Genomic DNA, 21,558 nt, shown 5'->3' on the forward strand with positions numbered 1-21,558 from the left:
CAATCGCTTTCTCCTTACTCTAACAGCACTTACCTCGTGCAAGGGTGACGCGGCCGGCATCCGCCGATCGCAGCCGTCAACTCGGGAAAACGGACGTGATGAAGAACCTGCGTATCGCGCCGCGCCTCTGGGCCATTCTGGCCATTGCCGTGACCGGCCTGCTGGCGGTCGGCGCCATCGGCCTGCAGAGCCTGCATGCCACCATGACGGAAGACCGCATGGTGAAGACCCGCCAGCTGGCAGAGGTGGCCCATGGAGTGATCCTCCGCTATCACGCCCGCGCCCAGGCCGGTGAACTGCCCGAGGCCGAGGCCAAACGGCTCGCCCTCGCCGCGCTGGAAGGCCTGCGTTACGACGAGAAGGAATATTTCTGGGTCAACGACATGGCGCCGGTGATGATCATGCATCCCTTCGCCAAACAGCTGATCGGCAAGAATCTCGGCGAGAACAAGGATCCGAACGGCAAGCCGCTGTTCATGGAAATGGTGAACGTGGTCAAGAAGGATGGCGGCGGCTTTGTCGACTATCTCTGGCCGAAGCCGGGCTTCGACAAGCCGGTACCGAAAATTTCCTACGTGAAGGGTTTCGCGCCCTGGGGCTGGGTTGTCGGCACCGGCATCTATCTCGACGATATCGACACCATTTTCCGCAACCTGCTGCTGACCAAGGGCAGCATCGTCGCGCTGATCGTGCTGCTGCTGGCCGGGCTCGGCTGGGTGATGATCCGCAGCATCAGCCAGCCGCTCGACCGCATGACCGCGACGCTCGGCCGGCTGGCCCGGCGCGACTGGGAGGCCGAGGTGGATGGCCAGGAGCGCGGCGACGAGATCGGCGACATCGCCCGCGCCGTGGTCGTGCTGAAACAGAACGGCATCGAAAGCGACCGTCTGCAGGGCGAGATCGAAGCCGAGCGCCGGCGCGGCGAAGAGGCCCGGACCGCGCAGGATGCCCTGCTCGACCGCTCGATCGGACAGATCGTCGAAGCCGCCGCCGCCGGCAATCTCAGCCACCGCATCGATACCGGCGCGCTGAGCGGCGTGACCGCCCGGGTCGGCCAGCAGATGAACGGCCTGCTCGACATGCTGGACCGCGCCATCGCCAGCATACAGGCTGCGGTGTCCGGCCTGGCTGCCGGCGACCTGCGCCAGCGCATGGACGGCGAATACCAGGGCGTGTTCGCCACGCTGCAGAACGACCTCAATGCCATGGCCGAAACCCTGACCGGCGTGGTGCGCAATATCGCCGGCGCCATCGAGGCGCAGAGCAGTGCCTCGGCCGAGATCGCCGCCGGCAGCCAGGATCTGGCCACCCGTACCGAGCAGCAGGCCGCCGCGCTGGAAGAAACCGCGGCATCCATGCACGAGGTGACCGCCACGGTGAAACAGAATGCCGACAATGCCCAGGCCGCCAGCCAGCTGGCCGGGATCGCCCGCGACACTGCCGAGAAGGGCGGCAGCGTGGTCGGCGATGCGGTGGCAGCCGTCACCCGCATCGAAGGCAGCGCCCAGAAGATTGCCGACATCGTGTCGCTGATCGACGAGATCGCCTTCCAGACGAATCTCCTTGCGCTGAATGCCAGCGTGGAAGCGGCGCGCGCAGGTGAAGCAGGAAAGGGCTTTGCCGTGGTGGCGCAGGAAGTGCGGGCTCTCGCGCAGCGCAGCGCCAATGCTTCGAAGGACATCAAGGCGCTGATCACCGATTCGAACGCGCAGGTGAAGACCGGAGCGACCCTGGTGAACCAGACCGGTGCCTCGCTGACCGAGATCGTCACCGCGATCAAGAAGGTGTCGGACATCGTGGCCGAGATCGCGGCCGCCAGCCGTGAGCAGGCGACCGGGCTGGAAGAGGTCAATATCGCCGTCGCCAACATGGACGAGATGACCCAGCGCAACGGCGCCCTGGTCGAGCAGACCTCGGCCTCGGCCCAGTCGCTGTCGGGTCAGGCCCAGGAGCTGGCCAGGCTGGTGGGTTTCTTCCGCACCTGACGCGACGGTTCCGCCACCGCCCGGGGACTGCCTCAAGTGGCAGCGCGCCGGGCGGTGGCTTTTCTTTTCCCTCATTCTTGACTGATCGTTCCGGAATTGGCAGGATGCCTGCATGGCAAGGCCCAAGGCATTCGATACCAGCGCCGCCCTGCTGCAGGCGATGGAGCTGTTCTGGGAGCAGGGCTATGCCGCCACCTCGGTCGACCAGCTGGTGGCGGCGATGGGGATTTCACGGCAGAGCCTCTACGACACCTATGGCGACAAGCATGCCCTGTTCCTTGCCGCGCTGGATGCCTACTGCGCCATGCTGGAAGACGCGATGCTGGCACCGCTGAAACAGCCTGGCGCCGGGCTGCAGGCCCTGCATGACACGGCGGTCGGCGTGGTCGATTTCCTGATCCGGTATCCGAAGCGCCGCGCCTGCCTGATGGCCAACACCACACTGGAACTGGCGCCTCATGACGCGGCCGTGGCCGCGAAGGTGCGCCGCCATCTCGCCAATATGGAGGCCGCCTTCCGCCTTGTGCTGGACCATGCGCGGGCGCGCGGCGAGATCGCCGCCGGTGCCGATCCGGATGCGCTGGCCCGCTATCTCGTCGGCATGATCCATGGCGTGATGGTGCTGGCGAAAAGCGGCGCCGACCGCGATACGCTGCTGGGCATCGTCGCCACCGCGGCCGGCATGCTGCAGCCGGCCATCCCTGTTTCCGTTCCCGCCGTTCAGACCTGACCACCCAAGCAACCGACAAGGAAAGAAACCATGTCCATCGATCTCCAGATGCTGATTGCCGCCGCCGTGCTCTGCGTGCTGCTGGCCCTGCCCTACACCATGGGCTTCATCGTCACCCGCGGCCTGTTCGTGGTGGCCGGCAACCGCGAGGATTTCCCCGCCGGCCATGGCTGGATCGGCCGCGCCCACCGGGCCCATGTCAACATGGTGGAGAACCTGGTGCCCTTCGCGGCGCTGGTGCTGACCGCCGCCGTGACCGGCCAGGCCGATGCCTGGACGGCGCTCGGCGCGCAGGTCTTCCTGTACAGCCGCATCATGCATGCGGTGGTCTACATCCTCGGCGTGCCGTGGCTGCGCACCCTGGCCTGGTTCGGCGGCGTGGTCGGCATGGCGATGATCCTGTTCGCGCTGGTCAACTGAGCCGGCCGATGACGGTGCTGTCCACCATCGGCGGCACGCGCCTCGTTCCCCTCCGGCACATCGTGCCGGAGGGCAGCGCGCGCATCCTCGTGAAACTGGAATACGAGAATCCGACCGGCAGCATGAAGGACCGCATGGCGCTGGCCATGGTGGCGGCGGCCGAGGCCGACGGCCGGCTGCAGCCGGGCGGCAGCGTGGTGGAATATACCGGCGGCAGCACCGGGGTTTCGCTCGCCTTCGTCTGCGCGGCGAAACGCATCCCGCTCGACCTCGTCACCTCCGAAGCCTTCTCGCAGGAAAAGCGCGACCACATGGCGGCGCTCGGCGCCCGGCTGACGCTGGTGCACAGCCCGACCGGCGGCACCACGAAGGCACTGACCCTGGAGATGATCGAGACGGCGCGGCAGATTGCAGCGGCAAAGCCCGGCAGTTTCTGGACCGACCAGTTCAACAACACCGACGTGCTGCCCGGCTATGCCGCCATGGCCGGCGAAATCTGGCAGCAGACAGATGGCCGCGTCGATGCCTTCGTGCAGGCGGTGGGCACGTCCGGCTCCTTCCGCGGCATCTCCGCGCGGCTGCGTACCCTCAAACCCGGCCTGCTGACCGTGGCCGTCGAGCCGGCGGAATCCCCGGTGCTGTCCGGCGGCCAGAGCGGCAGCCACAAGATCGAGGGGACCGGGCCGGGCTTCGTGCCGCCGCAATGGCGGCCGGAGCTGGCCAGCGAGATCGCACAGGTCTCCAGCATGGATGCCATGGCGATGGCACGCCGGCTGGCCCGCGAGGAAGGCCTCTTCGCCGGCACGTCCACCGGCGCCAATGTGCTGGCCGCCCTGCGCATCGCCGGGCGGCTGGGGCCGGGCGGAACGGTGGTCACCATCGCCTGCGATTCCGGGATGAAATATCTCAGCACGCCGCTTTATGCGGCAGCACCGGCCGCGACAACCGCCGCCTAGCCGAGCCGCACCCGGCAGCTCTCGCCGACCACGATCGTCGCATCCTGCGCCGGCACCGACAGCCGGCATTTCAGGGCGCCGGCCCCCTGCTTCACTTCGACGGTGATGCCGACATCCCGCCGGCGCGGGATATGGCAGACCGTCTGCCCGGGCTTCACACCGGGCTGATACCAGGTCGGCATCGGCCCGCCACCCGCCTGCACGTCCAGCGGCTGTTTCGTCTCGTTGATCACGCAGAAAGCCATGGCCGGCAGCGGGGCCAGCGCAAGCAGCGTGACGATGCAGACGCGATGCAGCATTCCGGCAGCCTAGCCGGGGCGGGTTACCAAAGCAGAAACGCCGCCAGGTTTCCCTGGCGGCGTTTCGCTTCCCCGGGCCCGCAGGAGATCGGGTCCAGACCGGTCGCAGCTTATGCGCGCTTTTCGTCGTTGGCAGCCCGCGCGGCGGCAGGGGCGCTGTCGCTCAGCGGGTGATCGAGCCGGGCGATCATCTCCTTCGGGCAGACCTGCCAGAAGCGGCCGCGCTGGGCTTCCCAGTCGGCAAAGATGTTGCCGGCATAGACCGACTGGGTCTCGCGGATATGCTCCTCGATCATGCCGCGCAGCACGCCTTCCCAGTAGCTGGAAGCCAGCCGCTGGTAGACCACGCTCTCGTCGTTGATGGCGATCGCCAGGGTCTCGTCGGGGTCGTAGACGAAGGCCATGCCGCCGGTCATGCCGGCGGCGAAGTTGTCGCCGACGCTGCCCAGCACCACCACGCGGCCGCCGGTCATGTATTCGCAGCCATTCGAACCGCAGCCCTCGATCACCGTCACCGCGCCGGAATTGCGCACGGCGAACCGCTCGCCGGCCTGGCCGGCGGCGAACAGCTTGCCGCCGGTGGCACCGTAGAGAACCGTGTTGCCGATGATGGTGTTGTCGTTGGTCTTCGGCATCAGCGGCGAACTCGGCGGCGGCCGCACCACGATCATGCCGCCGGACAGGCCCTTGCCGACATAGTCGTTGGCATCGCCGAAGACTTCCAGTTTCAGGCCCTGCACCGCGAAGGCGCCGAGCGACTGGCCGCCGGAACCGGTCAGCCGCACGGTGATGTGGCCGGCCTTCAGGCCGGTCATGCCGAACTTGCGCACCAGATGCGAACTGAGCCGCGTGCCGATGGCGCGATGGGTGTTCCGGATGTTGTAGGCCAGCTGCATCTTCTCGCCATGGCTGAAGACCGGCGCCGCATCCAGGATCATCTGCGCATCCAGCGTGTCGGGCACCTCGTTGCGACCCTCCAGGGTGCAGAAGCGCGCATTGTCGCCCGCATCGGCCTGGGCGAGGATCGGGTTGAGGTCGAGGTCGTCGAGATGCGCCCAGCCGCGGCTGACCTGCATCAGCAGGTCGGTGCGGCCGATGATCTCCTCGATCGAGCGCACGCCGAGCGAGGCGAGAATCTCGCGCACCTCCTCGGCGATGAAGCTGAACAGGTTGACCACCTTTTCCGGCGTGCCGGTGAATTTCTGCCGCAGGGCATCATTCTGGGTGCAGATGCCGACCGGACAGGTATTCGAATGGCATTGCCGCACCATGATGCAGCCCATCGCCACCAGCGCCGCCGTGCCGATGCCGTATTCCTCGGCGCCCAGCATGGCGGCGATGACGATGTCGCGGCCCGATTTCAGCCCGCCATCGGTGCGCAGCAGCACGCGGTGGCGCAGCTTGTTCAGGGTCAGCACCTGGTTGACTTCACTGAGACCCATTTCCCAGGGCGTGCCGGCATATTTCACCGAGGTCTGCGGCGAGGCACCGGTACCGCCATTATGGCCGGAGACCAGGATCACGTCCGCTTTCGCTTTCGCGACGCCGGCGGCGATGGTGCCGATGCCGGCTTCCGAGACCAGCTTCACGCAGACCGTGGCTTCCGGGTTGATCTGCTTGAGGTCGTAGATCAGCTGTGCCAGATCCTCGATCGAATAGATGTCGTGATGCGGCGGCGGCGAGATCAGCATCACACCGGGCGTCGCATGGCGGCGGCGGGCGATCAGCTCGGTGACCTTGAAGCCGGGCAGCTGGCCACCCTCGCCGGGCTTGGCGCCCTGGGCGACCTTGATCTCCAGCTCGCGGCAGTTGTTGAGATATTCCGCCGTCACGCCGAAGCGGCCGCTGGCCACCTGCTTGATGGCCGAATTGGCGTTGTCGCCATTCGGGCGCGGCCGGAAATTCTCCGGCGCCTCGCCGCCTTCGCCGGAATCCGACTTGGCGCCGATGCGGTTCATGGCAATCGTCAGCGTCTCATGCGCCTCCGGCCCCAGCGCGCCGAGCGACATGCCCGGCGTGACGAAGCGCTTGCGAATCTCGGTGACGCTTTCCACCTGCTCGATCGGGATCGGCTGGCCGGCCGGCTTGATCTCCAGCAGGTCGCGCACCGAAATCGGCGGCAGGTCGCGCAGGCCGGCGGTGTATTTCTTGAACAGCGCGTAATTCTCGCTGCCCACCGCCGTCTGCATCATGTGGATCAGGTTGGCTTCCCAGGCATGCGCCTCGCCGCCGCGGCGGTAGCGGTAGATGCCGCCGACCGGCAGGGCCAGCACATCCGAGCGGAAGGCCTTCTCGTGGAGGGCCAGCACCTTCTTCTGGATGCCGATCAGGCCGATGCCGGAGATGCGCGACGGCATGCCGGGGAACAGGTCGGCGACCAGCGAGCGCGACAGGCCGAGCGCCTCGAAATTGTAGCCGCCGCGATAGGACGAGATCACCGAGATGCCCATCTTCGACATGATCTTCAGCAGGCCGCCATCGACCGCCTCGCGGAAGCGCTCGGCCGCCTGCTCGACGGTCAGCTTGCCGAGCAGGCCGCGGGCGATGCGGTCGGCAAGACAGGCCTCGGCCAGATAGGCATTGACCGCGGTGGCGCCGACGCCGATGAGAACGGCGAAATAATGCACATCGAGGCATTCGCCCGACCGCACGGTCAGCGAGGTGAAGGTGCGCAGGCCCTGGCGCACCAGATGGCTGTGCACGGCACCGGTGGCGAGGATCATCGGGATCGGCGCCTTGTCGGGGCCGGTCTGCTCGTCGGTCAGCACGATATGGCCGGCGCCGCCGCGCACCGCATTCTCGGCTTCGGAACGGATCCGCTTCAGCGCATCGCGCAGGGCGCCGTCGCCGGCATCGACCGGGAAGGTGCAGTCGATCACCGCCGTGGTCTTCTCGGCGTATTTCATCACCCTGGCCAGGTCGGCATTGGTGAGCACCGGGCTTTCCAGCAGCAGGATCTTCACCTGCGTGGCATCCTCGTCCAGCACGTTGGTCAGGTTGCCCATGCGGGTGCGCAGCGACATCACCCGCTTTTCACGCAGGCTGTCGATCGGCGGATTGGTGACCTGGCTGAACTGCTGGCGGAAGAAATGATGCAGGCCGCGATACTGCTCCGACAGCACGGCGATCGGCGTGTCGTCGCCCATGCTGCCGACCGCTTCCTTGGCGTCTTCCGCCATCGGATGCAGGATCAGCTCCATGTCCTCCAGCGACAGGCCGAAGGCCAGCTGGCGCTGGCGCAGCTCGTCCTTGGTGAAGTCGCGGGCGACCGGCGCGGCATCGCGGATCTTGTCGACCGTGACGATGTTCTTGATCCACTCGCCATAGGGCTGCTCGGCGGCCAGCCGGTCCTTGATCTCGCGGTCGGCGAAGAAGCGGCCCTTCTTGAGGTCGACGGCGATCATCTCACCGGGACCGACGCGACCCTTGCTGATCACCTTGTGCTCGGGCACCGGCACCATGCCGGTCTCGGACCCGACGATGAGAAGGTTGTCGATGGTCATGGTGTAGCGCATCGGGCGCAGGCCGTTGCGGTCCATGCCGGCGACGGCCCAGCGGCCGTCGGTGCCGCAGATCGCGGCCGGGCCGTCCCACGGCTCCATGATCGCGTTGCAATAGGCATAGAAGTCGCGATGCGCCTGCGGCATCAGCGGCTTGTTTGACGAGCTTTCCGGGATCAGCAGCGTCTTGACCATCGGCGCGGTGCGGCCGGCGCGGACCAGCACCTCGAAGACGGCATCCAGCGCCGCCGAATCCGACGACCCCGACTGCACGATCGGCTTGATGTCGTCGGACAGGTCGCCGAAGGCCTCCGAGGTCATCTTGATCTCGTGGCTCTTCATCCAGTTGACGTTGCCGCGCAGGGTGTTGATCTCGCCGTTATGGGCGAGCATGCGGAAGGGCTGCGCCAGCTTCCAGGTCGGGAAGGTATTGGTGGAATAGCGCTGATGGTAGATCGCAAAGGTCGAGACGAAACGCTCGTCCTGCAGATCGGGATAGAAATAGTCGATCTGCTCGGCGAGGAACATGCCTTTGTAGATCACCGAGCGGCAGCTCAGCGAGCAGATATACAGCTCGGCGATATGGGCGGCCAGCGCCTGCTTCTCGATGCGGCGGCGGATCAGGAACAGGTCACGCTCGAAGGCGCCGTCATCCTTGCCGGGCCGGTTCTCGATCAGCACCTGTTCGATCTCGGGCCGCGTGGCATTGGCCTTTTCGCCGATGATGGTGGCATCCACCGGAACCTGGCGCCAGCCGAAGATGCCGTAGCCGAAATCGAGGATCGCGGTCTCGACGATGGTGCGGCAGGTCTCCTGCGCGGCAAGGTCGGTCTTCGGCAGGAACACCATGCCGAGACCCAGCTTGCCCTCGCCCGGCTCGAAACCGGTGCGGCGCACATGCTCGCGGAAGAAATCCTGCGGGATCTGAACGTGAATGCCGGCGCCGTCGCCGGTCTTGCCGTCGGCATCCACCGCGCCGCGATGCCACAGGGCCTTCAGCGCGTCGATGCCGGCCACCACCACCGAGCGGTGCGGCATGCCGTCCAGCGACGCGATCAGGCCGACGCCGCAGGCATCATGCTCGTCCTCGGGCCGGTACATGCCGGTCTCCGACAGGTGCTTCGCGTTATTCCGCCACTGCGCGACATAAGCGTTCATCAGCTGCTCGGTCATGGCCGGACTCCTTACTCTGCAGCGGCCTGCGCGGCGGTCTGCACGCGGGCCTGGATATACTGGTGGATGGCATCGGCGCATTCGCGGCCGTCACGGATCGCCCATACCACGAGGCTGGCGCCGCGCACGATGTCGCCGGCGGCGAAAACGCCCTGAATGTTGGTCATCTTGCTGCGGGCCGAGATTTTCACGGTGCCCCAGCGGGTGACTTCCAGATTGGGCGAGCGGAAGGCCTTCGGCAGGTCCTCCGGATCAAAGCCCAGCGCCTTGACCACCAGATCGGCGGGTTGGTCGAAATCGGCACCCTCGATCTCCACCGGCGCCTGGCGGCCGGAGGCATCGGGCGCGCCCAGCTTCATGCGGCCGGTATGCACGGCGGTCACTTTCCCTTCGCCGCGGAAGCTTTTCGGCAGGCTGAGCCAGACGAACTCGACACCCTCTTCCTCAGCATTCTTCACCTCGCGCATCGAGCCCGGCATATTGGCCTTGTCGCGGCGGTAGAGGCAGTGCACGGCGGTGGCGCCCTGGCGGATCGCCGTGCGCACGCAGTCCATGGCGGTGTCGCCGCCGCCGATGACCACGACCTTCTTGCCGCGGGCATCGAGCTGGCCGGAGGCGAATTCCGGCACCTTGTCGCCCAGCCCGTGCCTGTTGGACGCGGTCAGGTAGGTCATTGCCGGCACGATGTTGTCGAGCCCCGAACCCGGCGCCTGGATGTCGCGGGCGGCATAGACGCCGGTGGCAATGAGGACGGCATCGTGCTTCTTGCGCAGGTCGTCCAGCGTGGCGTCGCGGCCGACCTCGAAATTGAGATGGAACTGCACGCCGGCATCGGCCAGCAGCCTGCTGCGGCGTTCGACGACGTTTTTTTCCAGTTTGAAATTCGGGATGCCATAGATCAGCAGGCCGCCGGGGCGGTCATAGCGGTCGTAGACATGCACCTGATAGCCCTTGCGGCGCAGCTTGTCGGCGGCCGCCAGACCGGCCGGGCCGGCGCCGATGATGCCGACCGACTGCGGCCGCTCGGCGGCGGTCGGCTTCGGCGGCTTCACCCAGCCCGAACTCCAGGCCGTTTCGGTGATGTATTTCTCGATGGCGCCGATGGTGACGGTGCCATGGCCCGACTGCTCGATCACGCAGTTGCCTTCGCAGAGGCGGTCCTGCGGGCAGATGCGGCCACAGATCTCGGGGAAGGTGTTGGTGGCCGACGACAGCTCGTAGGCCTCTTCCAGCCGGCCTTCCGCGGTCATGCGCAGCCAGTCGGGGATATTGTTGTGCAGCGGGCAATGCACCTGGCAGAACGGCACGCCGCATTGCGAGCAGCGCGAGGCCTGCTCGCCGGCCTTCTGGCCGGCATATTCGCGGTAGATCTCGTCGAAATCGCGGGCGCGTTCGCTGGCCATCCGCTTCTCGGGCATCACCCGGGCGGTCTGCACGAACTTCAGCATCTTCTCGGCCATGGGGCGCTCCTCACACGATCTTCTTACGCAACCCGGCGGCGTCTTGCGACCTGCCGGCCAGCACGCGGGCGGCGGGCGGGCCGGTCGCCGCAGGGGGCCGGCCGGACATGGCGGCACCCCGGACGGCGCAGGTCAGACAGTCGAACCGGACATCCACTGCTACGGGACAACCCCGGCTGCTGGTGATGCGGCGTCCTGTGGGCTGCGACAGGGGCAGCGGGGGCAGACGCAAAGCGGCCGGCGAGCGGGGCTGTAGGAAACTTTTATTGTCGAATTTGCCGGGATGCAAGCATAATTTGGCCGATAGGTCACATTTGTTGACCTTTTGCCCGGGAAAGCGCCCTCCGATACGTCCGCAGACCCCTCCAAGGCCTAACCTCACCCCATTAATAGGTCCGAACCGGAACTATTATTCCGATAAGCCTCTGGAATCGCGGTTTCCGCGTGGCCGGGACCTCACCGCCATTGCCAGTTTCATGTTTGGTATATTATAACGTCCCCATCTTTCTCTCTGCTCCCCGGCCCGCCATGTCCCTGCCTTTCCGCCTGCCTGTCCTCGTCCTCAGCCTTCTCACGGCCCTGGCCGGCACACTCGCCGGCACACCGGCCGGTGCCCAGCAGGCCGCGCCGCTGGCGGTGGTGGCCAGCTTCAGCGTGCTGGGCGACATGGTGCGCGAGATCGGCGGCAGCGACGTGACCGTGACCACCCTGGTGCCGCCCGGCGGCGACGCCCATGTCTACCAGCCGCGGCCGGCCGACGCGAAACGCATCGCCGGTGCCAGACTGGTGATGGTGAACGGACTGGGCATGGAGGGCTGGCTCGACCGGCTGATCGCCGCCTCGGGCTATCGCGGTCCGGTGGTCGTCGTCTCCGACGGGGTGACGCCGCAGACCATGCAGGCGGAGGCGGATCACGGTCACAATCACGGTCACAATCATGGCCACAGCCATGGCCCGCGCAAGGCCGTCGTCACCGATCCGCATGCCTGGCAGAATCTTGCCAACGGCGCCGTCTATGCCCGCAACATCACCGAGGCACTGGCCGCCGCCGATCCGGCCCATGCCGATGCCTATCGCACCCGCGGCAGCGCCTATCTGGCCCGGCTGAAAGAGCTGGATGCCTGGGTGAAGGCGCAGATTGCCGCGGTGCCGGCGGAAAAGCGGCGCATCATCACCTCGCATGATGCCTTCGGTTATTTCGGCCGCGCCTACGGCATCGAATTCCTGGCACCGGTCGGCATCAGCACCGATGCCGAGCCGAGCGCCGCCGGGGTCAGCCGGCTGATCCGCCAGATGCGCAGGGAGAAGATCCGCGCCCTGTTCGTCGAAAACATGACCGACCAGCGGCTGGTCAGGCAGCTGGCCAGCGAAACCGGCGCCGAGCTCGGCGGCACGCTGTACTCAGACAGCCTGTCGCCAGCCGGCGGCCCGGCCGACACCTATATCGGCATGTTCCGCCACAATGTGCCGGCCATGGCGGCGGCGATGCGGAAGAACTGAGCGCCGCCGCCGTCACGCCGGCTTCAGCCCGAAGAACGGCCGCAGCCAGCGCAGCCGCCGCACGGTCTCGTAGCCGGCCAGGCAGACGGCCACGGTCGCCGCGAGAATGATCCCGGCTTCCGCCGCCGCGGGCAGCGCCAGCGGCGTGAGCGCATGCCCGGTCACCACGATCACGGTCTGGTGCAGGATGTAGAAGGGGAACACCGCGTCGGCCAGATAGCGCCGCCAGGGATGATCGACATCCAGCCGGCGCCGCGCGAAACCCAGCAGCGCGACGATCCATGCCCACTGGTCGATCCCCCAGACCACGGCACCCAGCGGCCCGCGCGGCAGGCCGGCCTGCATCTGCCAGACCAGCCAGCCATAGCAGGCCAGCCCCGCCGCCAGTGCCGGCCAGCGCAGCGTTTCGATGGCATCCCAGATCTCGTCGGCCCGGGCGATGGCATAGCCGAACAGGAAGACCGCGGCATATTCCGCATGCAGGTACCAGTCGTCGATCAGGGCATGGGTTTCGGGGAAGAAGGGCCGCATCACCACCCGCAGGCCGACCAGCAGCAGTCCCGGCAGCAGCACGATCCCCAGCGGCGTCAGCAGCACCTGCGCCGCCGCACCGAGGCCGCGCCGCGCCGCCAGCCGCAGCAGCGGGCGCAGGGCGATCGCCAGCATGGTGTAGACCCACAGATAGGCGACGAACCACAGATGGTTCCAGGTCGGCACGATCAGCAGCCGGCCGCCCGGCCGCCAGCCGTCATAGCCCGTCACATAGTGGCCATAGAAATCCGCGACACTGCCGGTCCAGCCGAGCTTCGCGACGATCTCGCACCAGGTCTGCGGCGGTACGATCACCAGCATGCCGAAGGCCAGCGGCAGCAGCAGCCGGGCGCTGCGTGCCCGCAGCAGCAGCCAGCCGGCACCGGACGTGGCCGCCAGCCGGTCGGCCATGTAGCGGGTCGCCACCCCGGAGATCAGGAACAGCAGGGTCAGCCGCCAGGGGCTGGTCAGCAGCATCAGGGGGCGGATTTCCGGGCCGGCATGGATGCTCTTCACATGCCAGTCCCAAGGGACGTAGAACATGCCCATGTGATAGAGGATCAGCAGCCCGAAGGCGGCGATGCGCAGCCAGTCGAGGTCGTACCGCCGGATGGCGGCGGCATGGCCGGCGATCTGGGCGGCCGGTGAATCTGCAAGCGAAGCGGTGATGGCAGTCATGATGACACTCCGGAACGGACGATGCGGCGGCACCGGCTTGCCACGGCGCCGGCCGCCGCGGAATGCCGCCGGGACGGCCGGCCGGATGGCTGCCACGGGCAGGGCGGCGCCATGACCCAGCCGGGGACGGATGGCGGGCCGCCCGTGATGAATGGCGGGACGGATGATCGCGCGGAAAACCGGCGTTTCCGCTTTCCGCTCTGGGTCTGGGCGCTCTATGCCGCCGGGCTGGTGCTGATCTCGGCGGTGATCGGCTCGTCCTACTGGATGGAGGCCGGCCGGGGCGGGGCGGTCGTGCCGGTCTGGCCGTTTGCGGTCGACGAGGTCACCAGCATCGTCATCGTCTTCGCCGTGACGCCGCTGGTCTTTGCCTGGGCGGCGCGGCTCGATCCCGGGCGGGTCGGCTGGCTGCGGGCCGTGGCCGGGCATGTTGCCGGCATGGTCGCCTTCGGCGCCGTGCATATCGGCGGCATGATCGCCCTGCGCAAGCTGGTCTATCCGCTATTCGGCCGCGATTACGGAGCCGACCTGATGCCGCTGGCCGCCGGTCTCATCTACGAGGGCCGCAAGGATGCCCTGTCCTATCTCGGCATGGTGATCGGCGCCTGGCTGCTGGACCTGGCCCTGCAGCGGCGCGCGGCGGCCGCGGCGCCGGTGCTGCAGCCGGCGGCGATGGCCGGGGCGCCGCGCCGCATCGAGATCCGCGATGGCGCCAGACGCGTCTTCGTCGATCCGGCCGAGGTGCTGTGGATCGAGGCGGCCGGTAATTACGTCGAGCTGCATCTGCCCGGCCGCAGCCTGCTGCAGCGGCAGACCCTCGCCGCCATGGAAACGGCGCTGGCCGCCGAAGGCTTCCTGCGCATCCACCGTTCGCGGCTGGTCAACCGCCGCCATGTGCGGGCGGTGGACAGCAACGACAGCGGCGATTTCACGGTGACGCTGGATGACGGCCGGCAGATCGCCGGCGGCCGGCGCTGGCGCGCCGGACTGCAGCTGGGATAACAACCCAGAGTCACACAACCTATTGGAACAAGAAGATAAATTAGCCCCCTTGACTTTCTTTCCATATGTTCTATATTTGTTCACTCCGACAACATATCATGCATCCCAAGTGAAACTGTATTGACAAGGCTCCATTTCCAGATTCTATGAGTGGAGTCGGGACCTTAGGAACCGCCGCCGCAAAGGATCCCCCTGATGCAGAACGCTAATGCACTAGCCATGTCCGCGCTTTCCGAATTGCTAAAAGCAAAAACAAAGGGAGAGCCGGTGAACTTCCATGTCGTCGAACCGACGCGCGAACCGGTACCGGATTTCGAGAGAATGCGCCGAGTGATTCTTGGCGAATCTAAGAATCCACATAGCGATATAAAAACTGGTGACAAAACCAGCTGATAAATTTCCACGTTCAGCGGAACTGCCCACCCAGTCGCCTCTATTCTGGGTCCAGCAGAAAGACCGCTACCTGCGGCAGCTTTTAATCCGCGACATTGAGCAAATTACTCAACGCAGATTGATTGTCTATTACGCCAATCGATACGAGAACGCTCAGATAGACATCCGCGACACCGGTTTTATGGCCGAGTTGCTTATTGATGTGCAAGCGCAGCCTACAGACCTTCTGCTTGAAACAATTGGCGGCTTCACCGACGCTGTAGAAGGGCTAATTTCTCTGATCCAAAAGTGCATCCCAGACTTCAGGGTGCTAGTGCCGAATGCTGCGAAGAGCAACGGCACATTGCTGTGCCTTGCTTCAAAGTCGATTGTTATGGGAGCAACGTCAGAACTTGGCCCCATCGAACCACATGTTCAAGGAATACCGTGTACGATACTGACGCAGCAGAAGATTGCTGATCAAAACTATCCTCTGCACAAATATGGTGAATATGCGTTGCTGCAATCTAGCACGCTGGCCACCAAACTCCTTCAAGCTGGAATGATGAAGGAGAAAACCCCTTCGGTAATCGATGAAACGGTCAAGAAACTTTCCTCCCGCGACACCTACTTTTCGCACGGGTCGGTGATTGATCATTTGGAAGCTACGGCCTTGGGCTTGACTGTGGAGTATCTCCCCCCGGATGACGCCTTATGGAAGCGCATTTGGCTACTCTATTGCATGTATGAGCATGATAGCCGCAAGGATCGCTACTTAAAGATTTTCGAAGGCCATTCAATTAGCACCGCGATTGGCACCCAACTCGGCGCCACCCAAGCGAGCCAACCAAATCCTTAAGCAGAATTCTTAGCTAGCTGAAGCGCGGCTCGAACTTTCCGCCGCCGCGGCGGAAGCGGTAGAGATAGGTCGGGATCACGCCTTCCACCGGCACCGGCTCGGTGATGCCGAGATCGGCCAGCGTCTTCGCCCCGGCCGCCACCACATTGTCGGCCTTCAGCAGTTCGATCTGGTCGCGGGTGATCGGCGGCGCGAAGAGCGGCTGCATTTCCATCAGGAAGGCCAGCGGCTTCAGCAGGGCGCCGGGCACCGGCAGCAGCAGGCGCTTCTTGTGGATTTCCGCCAGGGTCAGCGCCATCAGGTCGCGGAAACTGTAGGTCTTCGGGCCACCCAGTTCGTAGGTCTGGCCGGCCGCGGCCGGGTCGGCCAGCGCGCGCACGATCGCCTCAGCCACATCGCCGACATAGACCGGCTGGAATTTCGTGTGGCCGCCATCGACCAGCGGCAGCGCCGGAGCAAAGCCGGCCAGCGCCGCGAAGCGGTTGAAGAAATCATCCTCGGGGCCGAACACGATGCTGGGGCGGATGATCGCCGCCTGCGGCATGTGGCGGTGCACGCCCGCCTCGCCCTGGGCCTTGCTGACGGCATAGGCGGAGGCACTGCCGGCATCGGCGCCGATGGCCGAGACCTGCACCATCTGCCGCACCCCGGCCTCCTTGGCGCAGAGCGCGACCACCTCGGCACCGCGCGCCTGCACGGCGGCGAATTTCTGCGCGCCGCTCTGGTACAGGATGCCGACGCAGTTGATCACGCAGTCGGCGCCCTGCACCGCCTGCTGCACCGACATCGGCATACGGATATTGGCCTGCACGATGTCGATCTGGCCGACCGCGCCCATCGGCTTGAGGAACAGGCCCTCGTCGGGCCGGCGGATGGCGACGCGCACCCGGGCGCCCTGTTCGGCCAGCCGCTTGACCACATAGCGGCCGACAAAGCCGGAGCCGCCGAAAACGGTGACGAGCTTGTTGCGCAGCGACATGACGCGAATCCCCTGCCTGTAATCGTGCCTGTAATCCTGCCGGCCGGGTCCCTGCGGGCCCGGCGATGCCATGCGCCGGACTATAGCGATTTCCGCTCCGGCGCCAATGCTTTGCGGCGCGGCGGGGGCGGTTTAGGCTGCCCCGGAGGGCCGGTTCCGGCTGCGATTCGAAGGGGTTGGACATGCTGGGTGCCGGGTTGCCGCGGCTGATCGGGATCATCCTGCTGCTGGCCGCCTATTTCCTGCCGGCGCTGCTGGCCTGGCGGAAGCGGCATCCGCTGCGCCGCCGGCTGCTGGTGGCCAATGCCCTGTTCGGCTGGACCATCGTCGGCTGGCTGGTCTGCCTGATGGTCGCGCTCAACCGCCGGCTGCCGGGTGCCGCTTGGCTGAGCCGCCATCGCTCCTGACCGCGCCGGGCAGGGACGGGCGGTTGTCATTCCACGCGGGTATCTAGTAGATACGGAAGGCGGGGCCGGAACCGTGCCGCGCAGGATCGCCGGATGGGTCAGGGCACCGCACAGTGATGACACGATGGTCGAAACCCCTGGTCCTAGCGGCGATTGCCGTGATCGGGCTGGCGCTGTCGGTGGCGGCCTACCGGGATTCCGGGGTCTGGCTGTGGCCGGCACTCGGCATCGCGGTGACCGCCGCCCTGCTGATCGCCTTCAGCCTCAGCTACCGCGAGACCCTGCATGCCGAGCGCCGCGCCGCCGGCCGCTTCCGCGCCGTGATCGACAATGCCCATGACGCGATCATCGCCATCGACGCCGAAGGCCGCATCGAGACCTTCAACCGCGCCGCCGAACGCATCTTCGGCTACCGCCCCGAGGAAGTGATCGGCCGCAACGTCAACATGCTGATGCCGCAGCCCTATCACCGCGAGCATGACGGCTATCTGCACAGCTACATTGCCACCGGGCGGGCGAAGATCATCGGCACCGGCCGCGAGGTCGAGGCCCGGCACAAGGACGGCACGGTGTTTCCCATCGACCTGTCGGTGGGCGAGATGCAGGGCGCCAGCGGCCGCGGCTTCATCGGCATCATCCGCGACATCACCGAGCGCCATGCCGCCGAACGCCGGGTGCGCGAGCTGAATGCCGACCTGGTGCATATCTCGCGCCTCAGCGCCATGGGCGAACTGGCCTCGGCGCTGGCCCATGAACTGAACCAGCCGCTGACCGCGATCATGAATTATGCCGAGGCCGCGCGGCAGATCGCCGAGGCCGCCGGCCCGGGCCTGCCGCCGAAAGTGCCGGATTTCCTCGCCAAGACGGTGGCCCAGGCCGAGCGGGCCGGCCAGATCATCCGGCGCCTGCGCAGCTTCGTCGAGAAAGGCCCGGTCGAACGCAGCCCCGAATCCCTCAACCGCGTGGTCATGGAAGCCAGCAATCTCGCCACCATCGGCGCCAAGGTCGACGGCATCCGCGTGCAGTTCGAACTGGACGAGACGCTGACACCGCTGCATCTCGACCGCATCCAGATTCAGCAGGTGGTGGTCAACCTGGTGCGCAATGCCGTCGAGGTGCTGCGCGATGCCGAGCGGCGCGACCTGGTGATCCGCACCCATGGCGATGCGGATGGCCAGGAAGTCGCCGTCAGCGACACCGGCCCCGGGATCGCACCCGAGATCGCCGAGAAGCTCTTCACCCCCTTCGTGTCGGGCAAGAAAAACGGCATGGGCATCGGCCTGTCGATCAGCCGGTCGATCGTCGAATCCCATGGCGGCCGGCTGTGGGCGGAAGCCAATCCCGGCGGCGGCACCGTCTTCCGTTTCCGGCTGCCGGCGGGAGACGCGGCATGACCGGGGCACGCACCGTCTTCATCGTTGACGACGACGAATCCGTGCGCGAGTCGCTGGCTGCCCTGCTGGAGGCCCAGGGCATCGCAGCGGTCGCCTTCGCCTCGGCCGAAGCCTTCCTGCTGGGATACCGGCCGCAGGGCGCCGCCTGTGCCGTGGTCGACCTGCGCATGCCCGGCATGGACGGGCTGACGCTGCTGGAACATCTGCGCCAGAAGGGTTTCACCCTGCCGGTGATCGTGGTGACCGGCCATGGCGACGTGCCGCTGGCGGTGCGTGCCATGAAGGCCGGCGCCGCCGATTTCATCGAGAAGCCCTACAGCAATGCCAGCCTGCTGGATGCGGTGGCGCGGGCACTGGCGGGCAGCCAGGCCGACGGACCGGCCCCGCTTGACCAGGCGGAAATGCGGCAGCGCATCGCCGCCCTGACCCCGCGCGAGCGCGACATCCTGCAGCAGCTGGTGATCGGCCATCCGAACAAGGTGATCGCCCATCATCTGGATATCAGCCCGCGCACGGTGGAAATCCACAGGGCAAACCTGATGAAAAAGATGCAGGCCGACAGCCTGCCGCATCTGGTGCGCATGGCCCTGGCGGCCGGGTTTCCCGGCGATGGTGCCGGCCAGTAGGTATAGTCCCTTAATTGCATCGGCGGCCGGATCGGGGCATCAATGTCGCTGCCATGACGGACCGGGCCACCATATATATCGTCGATGATGACGAGGTCGTGCGCGACTCGCTGAAGGCATTGCTGGAGGTGCGGCAGTATGCCGTGCAGGATTTCGAATCCGGCCGCGAGTTCCTCGCTGCCGATCCGGACCTCGCCGGCAGCTGCCTGATCCTCGACATCCACATGCCCGGCATGACCGGGCTGGAACTGCTGCGCGCCATCCGCCAGCGCCACCCGGCCGCCGCCGCCATCCTGGTGACCGGCCGCCGCGACGCACCGATCCAGGCCGCGGCCGAGGAACTCGGCGCCGTCGCCCTGCTGGACAAGCCGCTGGCCCATGGTGCGCTGTTCGGCGCCATCGAACAGGCGCTGGAACAGCCGCGCGCCGGCAGCTGAGCCAGCCGTCCGCTTTCCGCCGTCCGTTTCCCGCTTCCGGACATCCCGCCCTGAAATCCTGCCTGCGGCAAAGAAAAGCCGGCGGAGCATGACGCGCTGCCGCCGGCTGCAAGGCGGCCGGCCCATGACACGGGCCGGCGATGCGGGGGGAGAAAACTCAGTCGCCGGCGATCTCCTCGAGGGCATCGCGGTCCAGCACCACCACGTCATGGCGGTCGGCTAGCGCAATCAGCCTGCGGCGGCGGAACTGGGTGAAGGTGCGACTGACGGTTTCCACGGTCAGCCCGAGATGATCGGCGATGTCGCCGCGGCTCATCGGCAGGCTGAACCGGACGCCATCCGCGGCGGCCGCGACCTGGCGGCGGCCGGCCATGTCGAGCAGGAAGCTGGCCATCCGCTCGGCGGCGGTCTTGCGGCCGAGCAGCATCAGCATGCGGTTGCTGGCGGAAAGCTGGCGGCAGATCAGGCGCAGGATCTGCTGCCCGGCACCGGCATCGCCGGCAAGCAGGGCATCGAATTTCCGCCGCGGATAGCGCACCACCGTGCAGTCGGTGATCGCCTCGACCGTGCTGGCACAGTCGCCCTGCTCGTCGAAGCCGACAAAATCGCCGGCGGCGGGAAAGCGGATGACATGGCGGCGGCCATCGGGCAGCAGCTGCTGGGCCCGCATCTGGCCATCGACCACGCGATACACATACTCTGCCGCCGCACCGGCCTCCTGCAGCACGCCGTTGCGGCGGATCACCATGGTCTGGCCGATCCGGCCGAGCGCATCGGTCATGCCGGGCAGCGGCACCACGGCGCCGGCCTGCAGGCCGATCGCCGAAGGCGGCAGCGGGCGGGCGGAGACACGGCCCGGCAGGCGGGCCTGCGCGGGGGTCTGCATCATTGCCTGGGCTGCGGCCATGTCTCTCTCCTTCGGCTGATCGCACGGTCGATGGAGAGAGGATGCCCGCAAACCGGCAGGCCGGACATTTCGGTCTTCTACCTAAGGGATATTACGTAGGCGGCAGCACCGGTCAGCACAGCCGCCGCCCGGTGCCGGCATCGAACAGGTGCAGGCTGCCCGGCTGCACGCGCAGCGGAATCGCCTCGCCTTCGCTGATCCGCGTCTCGCCGCCCAGCCGCGCGGTCAGCCGCAGGTCGCCGGCCAGTCCGTGCACGATGGTTTCCGCCCCCTGGGCCTCGACGAGGTCGGCCACCAGGCGGATCTCGGCTTCCGATTCCGCGCAGGGCAGCAGATGCTCGGGCCGGATGCCGACCTGCGCCCGTTCCGGCAACGCGCCGGCATGGGGCAGCATGATCGGCGCGGCACCGTCGCCGGCCAGAAGCAGTCCGCCGTCATTGCCGCGGCGGCCCGCCAGCAGGTTGATCGGCGGCGAGCCGATGAAGGCCGCGACGAAGGCGGTGGCCGGCCGGGTATAGATGTCGAGCGGTGCGCCCTCCTGCTCGACCACGCCGTTATTCATCACCACCAGCCGGTCGCCCAGGGTCATCGCCTCGACCTGGTCGTGGGTCACATAGATGCTGGTGGCGCCGAGCTGGCGATGCAGGCGCTTGATCTCCGAACGCATGACGACGCGCAGCTTGGCATCGAGATTGCTGAGCGGTTCGTCGAACAGGAAGACCCGCGGATCTCGCACCACGGCACGGCCCATGGCAACACGCTGGCGCTGGCCGCCCGACAGCTGGCGCGGCCGGCGATCGAGCAGGTCGGCAATCTGCAGGGCTTCGGCGGCGCGACGCACCCGTTCGGCGATCTCGGCCTTCGGCCGGCCGCGCACCGACAGGCCGAAGCCGATATTCTCGGCAACGGTGAGATGCGGATACAGCGCGTAATTCTGGAACACCATGGCGACGTCGCGGTCGCCGGGTTCGAGATGGCCGACCGGCTGTCCGCCGATCAGGATCTCGCCGGCATCCGCCGTCTCCAGTCCCGCCACCAGCCGCAGCAGGGTCGACTTGCCGCAGCCCGACGGCCCGACCACGACGACGAAGCTGCCATCAGCGATCGTGATGTCGATTCCCTCCAGCACCCGGGTCTCGCCGAACCCCTTGCGGATATTGCGCAGTCTGACCTCCGCCACGATGAACACTCCCGGCCGGTATGAGGAAAAGGCCTGCATAACCGAGAGTGATGACAATCGGGTGACACTTCCGCGATGGCGCTGCCCGTTCTGCAGGCAGCCTGCAAAGTGTCACGGGATTGTCGCTGCACATACATTGTTGTGTCATTGCCGGGCGCCATCC

19 protein-coding genes are annotated in these 21,558 nt (G+C 66.6%); 12 read left to right on the forward strand and 7 right to left on the reverse strand.

The features are described 5' to 3' along the window. The first annotated feature begins 98 nt into the window (after nucleotides 1–98). The 4 genes from ACEQZY_RS11805 (at nucleotide 99) to ACEQZY_RS11820 (ending at nucleotide 4,091) form a co-directional block, all read left to right on the forward strand. Nucleotides 99–1,985: a methyl-accepting chemotaxis protein gene (locus ACEQZY_RS11805; protein ID WP_341703297.1), complete on the forward strand. Its 1,887-nt coding sequence runs from the start codon at nucleotides 99–101 to the stop codon at nucleotides 1,983–1,985. Between the two features lie 112 nt (nucleotides 1,986–2,097). Then, on the forward strand, nucleotides 2,098–2,715 hold the full coding sequence (locus ACEQZY_RS11810; protein WP_370154540.1) for a TetR/AcrR family transcriptional regulator: 618 nt from the start codon (nucleotides 2,098–2,100) through the stop codon (nucleotides 2,713–2,715). Between the two features lie 30 nt (nucleotides 2,716–2,745). Beyond that, complete coding sequence (locus ACEQZY_RS11815; RefSeq protein ID WP_341703277.1) at nucleotides 2,746–3,135, forward strand: MAPEG family protein; 390 nt, start codon at nucleotides 2,746–2,748, stop codon at nucleotides 3,133–3,135. A gap of 8 nt (nucleotides 3,136–3,143) precedes the next feature. After that, nucleotides 3,144–4,091 (forward strand): PLP-dependent cysteine synthase family protein, encoded by a 948-nt coding sequence (locus ACEQZY_RS11820; RefSeq protein ID WP_370154543.1) that lies wholly within the window; start codon nucleotides 3,144–3,146, stop codon nucleotides 4,089–4,091. On the opposite strand, the gene ACEQZY_RS11825 is transcribed toward ACEQZY_RS11820, so the two are convergent. From ACEQZY_RS11825 to ACEQZY_RS11835, 3 genes are all read right to left on the reverse strand, one after another. After that, a complete protein-coding gene (locus ACEQZY_RS11825; RefSeq protein WP_370154546.1) occupies nucleotides 4,088–4,390 on the reverse strand; it encodes a hypothetical protein in 303 nt (100 codons plus the stop codon). The two genes, ACEQZY_RS11820 and ACEQZY_RS11825, sit on opposite strands and share 4 nt — an antisense overlap. 110 nt (nucleotides 4,391–4,500) lie before the next feature. Continuing rightward, entirely contained in the window at nucleotides 4,501–9,063 is a 4,563-nt protein-coding gene (gltB, locus tag ACEQZY_RS11830; protein WP_370154548.1) for a glutamate synthase large subunit, read from the reverse strand. Nucleotides 9,064–9,074: 11 nt separating this feature from the next. Next, nucleotides 9,075–10,523 carry an NAD(P)-dependent oxidoreductase gene (locus ACEQZY_RS11835; RefSeq protein WP_370154550.1) on the reverse strand — a complete coding sequence of 483 codons (1,449 nt, stop codon included), beginning with the start codon at nucleotides 10,521–10,523 and terminating at the stop codon, nucleotides 9,075–9,077. Between the two features lie 528 nt (nucleotides 10,524–11,051). Here ACEQZY_RS11835 and ACEQZY_RS11840 point away from each other — a divergent pair. Then, nucleotides 11,052–12,023, forward strand: a complete 972-nt coding sequence (locus ACEQZY_RS11840) for a metal ABC transporter substrate-binding protein (RefSeq protein ID WP_370154553.1) — start codon at nucleotides 11,052–11,054, stop codon at nucleotides 12,021–12,023. A 12-nt stretch (nucleotides 12,024–12,035) separates the two neighbouring features. On the opposite strand, the gene ACEQZY_RS11845 is transcribed toward ACEQZY_RS11840, so the two are convergent. Beyond that, nucleotides 12,036–13,232 carry an acyltransferase gene (locus ACEQZY_RS11845; protein WP_370154556.1) on the reverse strand — a complete coding sequence of 399 codons (1,197 nt, stop codon included), beginning with the start codon at nucleotides 13,230–13,232 and terminating at the stop codon, nucleotides 12,036–12,038. A 21-nt stretch (nucleotides 13,233–13,253) separates the two neighbouring features. On the opposite strand from ACEQZY_RS11845, the gene ACEQZY_RS11850 reads away from it, so the two are divergent. From ACEQZY_RS11850 to ACEQZY_RS11860, 3 genes are all read left to right on the forward strand, one after another. Continuing rightward, nucleotides 13,254–14,234, forward strand: a complete 981-nt coding sequence (locus ACEQZY_RS11850; protein ID WP_372530179.1) for a LytTR family DNA-binding domain-containing protein — start codon at nucleotides 13,254–13,256, stop codon at nucleotides 14,232–14,234. A 195-nt stretch (nucleotides 14,235–14,429) separates the two neighbouring features. Beyond that, complete coding sequence (locus ACEQZY_RS11855; protein ID WP_370154562.1) at nucleotides 14,430–14,627, forward strand: hypothetical protein; 198 nt, start codon at nucleotides 14,430–14,432, stop codon at nucleotides 14,625–14,627. Then, on the forward strand, nucleotides 14,611–15,465 hold the full coding sequence (locus ACEQZY_RS11860) for a hypothetical protein (RefSeq protein WP_370154565.1): 855 nt from the start codon (nucleotides 14,611–14,613) through the stop codon (nucleotides 15,463–15,465). Before ACEQZY_RS11855 ends, ACEQZY_RS11860 begins: the two co-directional genes overlap by 17 nt. A gap of 13 nt (nucleotides 15,466–15,478) precedes the next feature. Here ACEQZY_RS11860 and ACEQZY_RS11865 read toward each other — a convergent pair whose 3' ends face one another. Beyond that, nucleotides 15,479–16,444 (reverse strand): complex I NDUFA9 subunit family protein, encoded by a 966-nt coding sequence (locus ACEQZY_RS11865; RefSeq protein WP_341703285.1) that lies wholly within the window; start codon nucleotides 16,442–16,444, stop codon nucleotides 15,479–15,481. Nucleotides 16,445–16,626: 182 nt separating this feature from the next. Here ACEQZY_RS11865 and ACEQZY_RS11870 point away from each other — a divergent pair, with 182 nt between their 5' ends. From ACEQZY_RS11870 to ACEQZY_RS11885, 4 genes are all read left to right on the forward strand, one after another. Then, a complete protein-coding gene (locus ACEQZY_RS11870; RefSeq protein ID WP_370154568.1) occupies nucleotides 16,627–16,851 on the forward strand; it encodes a superinfection immunity protein in 225 nt (74 codons plus the stop codon). A 116-nt stretch (nucleotides 16,852–16,967) separates the two neighbouring features. Next, a complete protein-coding gene (locus tag ACEQZY_RS11875; RefSeq protein ID WP_370154571.1) occupies nucleotides 16,968–18,245 on the forward strand; it encodes a nitrogen regulation protein NR(II) in 1,278 nt (425 codons plus the stop codon). Continuing rightward, nucleotides 18,242–18,871: a response regulator FixJ gene (fixJ, locus tag ACEQZY_RS11880; RefSeq protein WP_341703288.1), complete on the forward strand. Its 630-nt coding sequence runs from the start codon at nucleotides 18,242–18,244 to the stop codon at nucleotides 18,869–18,871. The genes ACEQZY_RS11875 and fixJ overlap by 4 nt, the downstream gene beginning before the upstream one ends. Nucleotides 18,872–18,924: 53 nt before the next feature. Continuing rightward, nucleotides 18,925–19,308, forward strand: a complete 384-nt coding sequence (locus ACEQZY_RS11885; RefSeq protein WP_341703289.1) for a response regulator — start codon at nucleotides 18,925–18,927, stop codon at nucleotides 19,306–19,308. 157 nt (nucleotides 19,309–19,465) lie between these two features. Here the strand turns inward: ACEQZY_RS11885 and ACEQZY_RS11890 are convergent, their stop codons facing one another. Together ACEQZY_RS11890 and ACEQZY_RS11895 are read right to left on the reverse strand one after the other, a co-directional pair. After that, nucleotides 19,466–20,215, reverse strand: coding sequence for a helix-turn-helix domain-containing protein (locus ACEQZY_RS11890; RefSeq protein WP_341703290.1), 750 nt, complete (start codon nucleotides 20,213–20,215; stop codon nucleotides 19,466–19,468). Nucleotides 20,216–20,327: 112 nt separating this feature from the next. Further along, nucleotides 20,328–21,395 carry an ABC transporter ATP-binding protein gene (locus tag ACEQZY_RS11895; RefSeq protein ID WP_370154576.1) on the reverse strand — a complete coding sequence of 356 codons (1,068 nt, stop codon included), beginning with the start codon at nucleotides 21,393–21,395 and terminating at the stop codon, nucleotides 20,328–20,330. Nucleotides 21,396–21,558: the final 163 nt, after the last annotated feature.

The sequence above is a fragment of the Ferrovibrio sp. genome, assembly GCF_964218355.1.
Taxonomy (GTDB): Bacteria; Pseudomonadota; Alphaproteobacteria; order Ferrovibrionales; family Ferrovibrionaceae; genus Ferrovibrio.

Coding starts and splice junctions, on each gene's coding strand:
- ACEQZY_RS11835 (WP_370154550.1), bottom strand. CDS start 10,523: ATGGCCGAGAAGATGCTGAAGTTCGTGCAGACCGCCCGGGTGATGCCC.
- ACEQZY_RS11815 (WP_341703277.1), top strand. CDS start 2,746: ATGTCCATCGATCTCCAGATGCTGATTGCCGCCGCCGTGCTCTGCGTG.
- ACEQZY_RS11870 (WP_370154568.1), top strand. CDS start 16,627: ATGCTGGGTGCCGGGTTGCCGCGGCTGATCGGGATCATCCTGCTGCTG.
- ACEQZY_RS11855 (WP_370154562.1), top strand. CDS start 14,430: ATGCAGAACGCTAATGCACTAGCCATGTCCGCGCTTTCCGAATTGCTA.
- ACEQZY_RS11890 (WP_341703290.1), bottom strand. CDS start 20,215: ATGGCCGCAGCCCAGGCAATGATGCAGACCCCCGCGCAGGCCCGCCTG.
- ACEQZY_RS11875 (WP_370154571.1), top strand. CDS start 16,968: ATGACACGATGGTCGAAACCCCTGGTCCTAGCGGCGATTGCCGTGATC.
- ACEQZY_RS11820 (WP_370154543.1), top strand. CDS start 3,144: ATGACGGTGCTGTCCACCATCGGCGGCACGCGCCTCGTTCCCCTCCGG.
- ACEQZY_RS11885 (WP_341703289.1), top strand. CDS start 18,925: ATGACGGACCGGGCCACCATATATATCGTCGATGATGACGAGGTCGTG.
- ACEQZY_RS11845 (WP_370154556.1), bottom strand. CDS start 13,232: ATGACTGCCATCACCGCTTCGCTTGCAGATTCACCGGCCGCCCAGATC.
- gltB (WP_370154548.1), bottom strand. CDS start 9,063: ATGACCGAGCAGCTGATGAACGCTTATGTCGCGCAGTGGCGGAATAAC.
- ACEQZY_RS11865 (WP_341703285.1), bottom strand. CDS start 16,444: ATGTCGCTGCGCAACAAGCTCGTCACCGTTTTCGGCGGCTCCGGCTTT.
- ACEQZY_RS11805 (WP_341703297.1), top strand. CDS start 99: ATGAAGAACCTGCGTATCGCGCCGCGCCTCTGGGCCATTCTGGCCATT.
- ACEQZY_RS11825 (WP_370154546.1), bottom strand. CDS start 4,390: ATGCTGCATCGCGTCTGCATCGTCACGCTGCTTGCGCTGGCCCCGCTG.
- fixJ (WP_341703288.1), top strand. CDS start 18,242: ATGACCGGGGCACGCACCGTCTTCATCGTTGACGACGACGAATCCGTG.
- ACEQZY_RS11810 (WP_370154540.1), top strand. CDS start 2,098: ATGGCAAGGCCCAAGGCATTCGATACCAGCGCCGCCCTGCTGCAGGCG.
- ACEQZY_RS11850 (WP_372530179.1), top strand. CDS start 13,254: ATGCGGCGGCACCGGCTTGCCACGGCGCCGGCCGCCGCGGAATGCCGC.
- ACEQZY_RS11840 (WP_370154553.1), top strand. CDS start 11,052: ATGTCCCTGCCTTTCCGCCTGCCTGTCCTCGTCCTCAGCCTTCTCACG.